This is a genomic window from Microvirga tunisiensis, from assembly GCF_009296175.1.
Classification (GTDB): domain Bacteria; phylum Pseudomonadota; class Alphaproteobacteria; order Rhizobiales; family Beijerinckiaceae; genus Microvirga; species Microvirga tunisiensis.
In genome coordinates this window covers 1-5,826 of the sequence record NZ_VOSK01000355.1, presented here as the reverse complement: position 1 = coordinate 5,826, position 5,826 = coordinate 1, and the positions used below count along the sequence as shown (strand labels likewise).

At 60.5% G+C, this 5,826-nt stretch carries 4 protein-coding genes and 1 pseudogene; 2 read left to right on the top strand and 3 right to left on the bottom strand.

Annotated features, from left to right (window positions below; translation table 11 throughout):
• Positions 1 to 422 precede the first annotated feature (422 nt).
• A complete protein-coding gene (locus tag FS320_RS36430) occupies positions 423 to 1,322 on the bottom strand; it encodes a hypothetical protein (protein WP_152717216.1) in 900 nt (299 codons plus the stop codon).
• 405 nt (positions 1,323 to 1,727) lie between these two features.
• Positions 1,728 to 3,287, bottom strand: coding sequence for an integrase catalytic domain-containing protein (locus tag FS320_RS36425; protein WP_244627618.1), 1,560 nt, complete (start codon positions 3,285 to 3,287; stop codon positions 1,728 to 1,730).
• 419 nt (positions 3,288 to 3,706) lie between these two features.
• Between FS320_RS36425 and FS320_RS36420 the strand changes: the two genes are divergently transcribed.
• The gene (locus FS320_RS36420; RefSeq protein ID WP_152717214.1) at positions 3,707 to 4,879 is read left to right on the top strand and encodes a hypothetical protein; all 1,173 of its coding nucleotides are present in this window, start codon (positions 3,707 to 3,709) and stop codon (positions 4,877 to 4,879) included.
• Between the two features lie 141 nt (positions 4,880 to 5,020).
• Here the strand turns inward: FS320_RS36420 and FS320_RS50440 are convergent, their stop codons facing one another.
• Positions 5,021 to 5,386 (bottom strand): transposase, encoded by a 366-nt coding sequence (locus tag FS320_RS50440; protein WP_338105633.1) that lies wholly within the window; start codon positions 5,384 to 5,386, stop codon positions 5,021 to 5,023.
• 73 nt (positions 5,387 to 5,459) lie between these two features.
• Here FS320_RS50440 and FS320_RS36410 point away from each other — a divergent pair.
• A pseudogene (locus FS320_RS36410) lies at positions 5,460 to 5,708 on the top strand (IS6 family transposase); the annotation flags it as partial.
• Positions 5,709 to 5,826 lie beyond the last annotated feature (118 nt).

Sequence of the window (5,826 nt, the reverse complement as noted above, 5' to 3'; positions counted from 1 at the left end):
CCCATCGAGGCTCGCGGCGAAGACGTTGTCCAGCCGCATCACGAAGCCGGATATACGTCAGCAGTTGTGACCATCGATCCTGATCCAGCCGGCTGTTGCAATCGGGCGGGGTCCATATACGTCCACACATGTTGCACGGAATACGTCCACACATGTTGCTCGGACCGGATGAGCGATTTGGCGACCGAAGCCGGATGGCAACGAAGCGGCATGGCATGGGGACCTGCGTCCTCCTGATCTCGGATCTCCACCATGAGCTTCAAGTCCAGTGCCGCTCGCCGTCATCGCATTCGAAGCACCGGCACCAGGTGGCGAGCTGGGTCGAGTATGACGCCAGCCAGCGTCGGCGGGGAAGCCTCCCGGTCTGGTTCTCTGACGAGGCGATGACCCCCTGGCAGGCCGATCAGCCGTGCCGAACTCTGTCATCGGGCCAAGGTTGAGCGATCTCGGGTTCTGGAGGCATCCCTTAGTTCGCGTCGCGCGTGATCGTAGGCACTGTTGATAGACACCGAGACCGCGTAAATCACATCTATGGTCTCATCCGGGACGATTGTATTGTCTCTTATCAACTCATCGACTGAAGCCTCAATCGCAGTGATGCTGTTGTCCAAATGTGAACTTTGCGTCACTGCCGCAGGTTCGGATGGAGGAAGAGAGTTAGAGTGATCGGTAGAGTGAGACGCCACCGCATTGGCAAAGTATTGAGCCCGCGCTGGATGATTTGCCATTGCATTGAGAAATCGGACTTTTTGATCTCTATCCAGGTAGCCATATGCGCGTACAAGGGTAGACCCTACTGATGGCAGGTCGGGGTCATATACTGGATTATGTTGTTCAAATAGTTCGAACGCTCGCTCAATCAGGCGTGTTCTGTTTCCGCCACCAAGATCACCGATGTGGTCCGCCATGAGGTTGATCGCCAAAGCTTGCCTCTCCACGTCAGAGCCGCTGAGAATGCGATCGACCACGGCAGATTGCTCCGCGCCGGATAGAAATTTCAGTGTTGGCCCGGCAGCCCAAGTTATGTCGTCTAGGTCTGCGTCGGGAAGATCCAGGCTGTGCAAACCCTTGGCTGCAGTCCTGAGCCGGTCGAGCTGCCTCCAAAATGTGGTAAAAGCGGGGTCATCATAAACCACCTCTCGTGCTGATTTGCTCACGGCTGCAAATTTCACGAGGTTCTTGACCGTTTCAGCCGGGTTGGCGGTGGCCAGATGCTTCGCCACTTCGGCCAGCATCTCCGTTGGCAGGTGCGGTTGTCCTTCGGCACCGCCATCGCTCACAGAAGTTTCAGCGTCAGGGGCTTGCTCTCTATCGTGATCCATTGATCAGACTCCCACGGCGGTTCTACGGCTTTATGGATACCATATAGGCGTGATCAGCTGAACCCATATCGCGTTACATCTGAAACTCGCCAGAGGCTTCAACTCCAATGCACATTGTTGCACGGATCGGATGATGCACGTGTTGAAGGCCCACGAGCCCACATTCAGGCGATACGAACGGACCTCGGGCGTCCAGGCTCAAGCATGCGGTTCAAAGCCTGACCGGCGATGGCGGCTTCGGTCCTGCCGCCGTGATCTGTCCGCGAGCGTACGCCGTTCCCCATCACTCGTTTGAAGCGACTTACTGCGGTTTCCACTAAAGCACGGCGGGTGGATCCAACCCGCTTCTGTCAGTCCCTGCGTCCATGTGTGGCGCGACGCGCAAATCTACGAGTACCTGTTGCCTCACCGGAGAATGTTACCAGGCGTTGTGATGGAGCGGACGATCTCTCCTTCCGCGGCTGAAGGGTAGGCGTGCGCCCGCTTGATCCAGTCCCCGTCGAGGATGATCCGCCCCATCACGTCAGCCCGCCAAGCCTTTACGACCCTTTGCACCATCCGCAGGCTCCTCGTCCGGAAGCGCGACGGATCGGCACCCATGAGACGCTGGAGCACCGTTGCCGCCGGGATCGCGGGCTCGGCCTCAAGCCATGCCTTGATCTGGGCCTCATACGGCTCAAACATGCTCGGCCGCTTCGGATACGGCTTAGTACGCCGATAAGGCCGTCGATGCGTCGGTCGTGTCTCGCCGGCCTGCCAAGCCGTCTTCAAGCTCGCCGCGAAGCGCTGAAGATCAATGGCGACTGGTTCCTCAGGCTTGCTGTTCAGGCCACGACGATCAACCCGTTTTCCAAGCTCTTCCTGGGCCACGCGGATACCAGTAAACAGCGTGACAGGATCCGATGCGTCTATCAGGACCCGTAACCGCTCTTTGTCTGCCTCGCTCACGCCGGGATGAGCCAACACGCGGGCGGCAGGCGGAACTGGCGCATGATAGCGCTTGATCACACGAGCTCCGATCCGAGTCTTCTCCTGCAGCTTGAACGACGGCTGGTACAGATTGCCGTGCAGACGCACCACAGCATAGAGGCGAGCCAGTGATGCCGTCGCTTCTGACCCGACAAACCTGCCATAGCCCACCAGCCTGCGCACGATGGCGCCGTTCTTCTGCTCCACCCAGGCCTGGTCGTTCTTGCGGTAGGCACGCGACCGCGTCACCTCCAGCCCCTGACTTCGGCACCAGCAAACCACCAATTCGTTCATGAAGGCGCTGTCATTGTCGAAGTCCACGCCCAGCAGCGGGAAGGGAAACAGCAATCGGGCCTGCTGGATCGCCGCAATCACCAGACCGCCATCGCGCGTGCGCACCGGCACGCACTCGGTCCAGCCCGTAGCGATATCGGTTAGAACCATCGTCTGCACGAAGCTGCCGGAGGACGATGTGCCGGAATGGGCCACGAAGTCGACCTCGATGTAACCGGGCACAGGATCGTCCCAGTCGCCGAAGGTGCGCACCGGCACCGAGCGGCGCACCGCCGAACTCATGCCAGCGCGACGGCGCTGACCGCCACGGGCGACAACGCGCACTTGCGACAGCAGCCGGTCCATCGTGGCCGCGCTGATCGTCAGCGACTTGCCCTGCAACTCGTCATCCACATCGAGCCGGCCATGCCGCGCAAGGGCCGGCAACAAGATGGGGATCATCGGCTTCAGGCGCTTTGAGCAGAGGCGGTCGGACGCCTCCCACAACACAACCAAGGCCTCGCGAACCCTGGCATCATACCGGGTGGCGTGTTGCCTGGCAGCGGACGGCTTGCTCTCAGGTCGACAGAGGACCCGGATGGCATGCTTGCGGTGATAGCCGGTGACCGCAACGAACTCATCCAGGATGCGCTGCTTGTCCGCCCGGCGGCTTGATCGGTAGCGCTCGATGATTGCTTCAATCAGTTCCGAGCGTGTTGCCATGCTGAGATGCCTTGCCATCCACCATCCCCGCAACAGGATGACAAAAGATGACGCATCCCGTCCGGGACAGTGAGCCTACCGGTAACATTCAACGTGAGGCAATGCGGGGTCAATTCCTGGATTCGCTTGACATATGCCAGCATACCATCACTCGGAAGTTAACCTGACGGTGCCGCGTGGTCTCCCACGGGACCGGAGCGCTCCAACGCCCGAATCCCGCTGTGTGGGTTGCAGCACCCGGAGACTACGCCACCCTCTCAAAAGCCCACCACCTGTCGGACGGCACCCCCTGGTGGACTTTTCCGAGACTCGTCAGCTTGTCGAAAGAGAACCGTCCTGACGTGAGAATGTTGAGCTTCGCGCGTCGCTGCTCAGATCTGCGAAGACTTACCTCACCACGGGGACGTAAGATGGATCCATTGAACAACATCAACCGCAGACCGAATTTCACAAGGCCCTCCGCCATGCTGCAACAGCAGCAAGGGGAGCAAGCGGGCTTTGAGCAGCACCTGAACGAGTTGCCGCAACCCGGTGCCGCAAATCCCAGCGACGCCGCCTACGATCGCCGCTTCGCCTACTATCACTGCTTCCCCCAGTATAAGCCCTCTGCCGCGGACGCTCGCCTCATCGAAGCGATGGGCCATTCAGCTTCTCGCGAGCTCCGCCCGAAAACCGTCAGCACCCGTTCTTCCGAGCTTCGCAAGTTAGCTCATAAACTCAAGGAGACCGGCGAAGGACTTGCTATGCTCGATCACAATACGCTGCTCACCCGTGCTAGGGAGTTGTTTCCGGCTGACAGGTCCCTCATCACCGCGTTGAACATGCTGCGTCAGTACCGCGAGCGCCCCGGGGAGGGCACTTCGCGCGCGGGGGAAGGCAGTGCGCGCGTGCCATCAGAGCCGGCCGCCCACTCGCCCGTGCAAAGTTTCGATCAGGAGGAGCTTTGGGATGCCGCGGATCGGGGCGGCCCGGTGCCAACATCGCCAATGTCGCCAACTGTGCCGTGGGGGCAAAACCTCGCAGCCGCGATCTTCGGTCCGACGTATCACCAGCTCCCCAGTCACCAGCCGGTAATGAATGAAGCCGGGCCACCGTTGTCTGCCATGGCTGGGGAGACGTCAGAGCCGATTGATGTCTCAGACTTCGTTCCCAAGGGCTTTAGCCACGGTACCCAAGTCGCATCGGCCGACATGCGCGATCAACTGTGGCACTTGGGTCTCGCGCCGGACTTGGACCAGCCGAAGATGAGCTACATCATCCGGGGTGAGCGCTACACGGCCGAGTTGGGGCTGTCCAATGACGTTCATCTCATCCATCGCCCTCGAGGTGTGCAGATGAATGAAGCCGCGTCATCATCGGTCGAGCCATGGGCGGAGGCACCAGAGTTCGGACAATTCTTCATCGCGAACCCAGCGACCAGCGAGCAGTGGGCCCCGATGGCTCTAATGGAGAGGCTGCGCGAAACAGGTTTCATGCCGGCCCCAGACCGCCCAACAACAATCCGCCTCGCCAACCAGCCCTACCAAGCCGAGTTAGGAGACGGAGGGTTCGTTAGGCTCACCCCGCTCCGGCGAGACACCGGGGGTGAGTGAACCAACGGGTGGTGCCGCGCGGCAATCGGGACGGCGAGGCATCAATTTTCCACGCCGCCCCACATGCGTGGGCCGCGGCCCGGGTACAGCCGTGTTGCGCGGATCGGATTGTGCACGCATTGAATGCACCCGTAGCCGAGTTCAAGCTATGCGGATAGACTTCGGGCGTCCAAGCTCAAGCATGCGGTTGAGCGCACGAACTACGATGGCGACCTCCGTTTCACGTCGCTGGTCCTTCCGCGAGTGCAGCGCATTTCCAATCACTCGTATGAAGCGGCTTACTGCGGTCTCCACCAGAGCTCGCCGATTATACCCGGACCGCTTCTGCCAGCCGATGCGTCCATGCTCGGCGATGCTTTGAAGATGTCTATCACGCTGCGTGGGAGCGCTCTCCACCATCTCACTCAGTACTGCAGTTGAGCGTGGCGGGACGATCACGTCAGCCTCAGGATGGCGCATAGCGACAGTGTCGTAGATGCCGACCTGATCGTACGCTCCATCACCGATGACGGATGCGAGTGGACCTGGGAGGCACCGTCAGGTTAACCTGTGGGTGACCGGATCGAGGCATATGTGAGGGATGAAACATGCTCGTCATCCTCACTACGCCCGCCACCGCTTCCCGGCTGAAGTGATCAGCTACGCGATCTGGCTCTATTGCCGGTTTCTCCTGAGCCTGCGCATGGTCGAGGAGATGCTCGCGGCCCGCGGCATCGAGGTCAGCCACGAGACCGTGCGGCAGTGGGCGCTGAAATTCGGCCAGGGTTATGCCAACCAGATCCGCCGGCGTCTGCCCGCGCCTGGGGACAAGTGGCACCTCGACGGTGTGTCACGAACACATTTCTGAAGGAGGAGATGTGGAGCTGTACAAGAGATGAGGGTCGGCCCCTCGAGGTCCGCAGTCAGGTGCCGACCTCAAACCCCTGCAAGCTGCGGCCGTCAAGAGC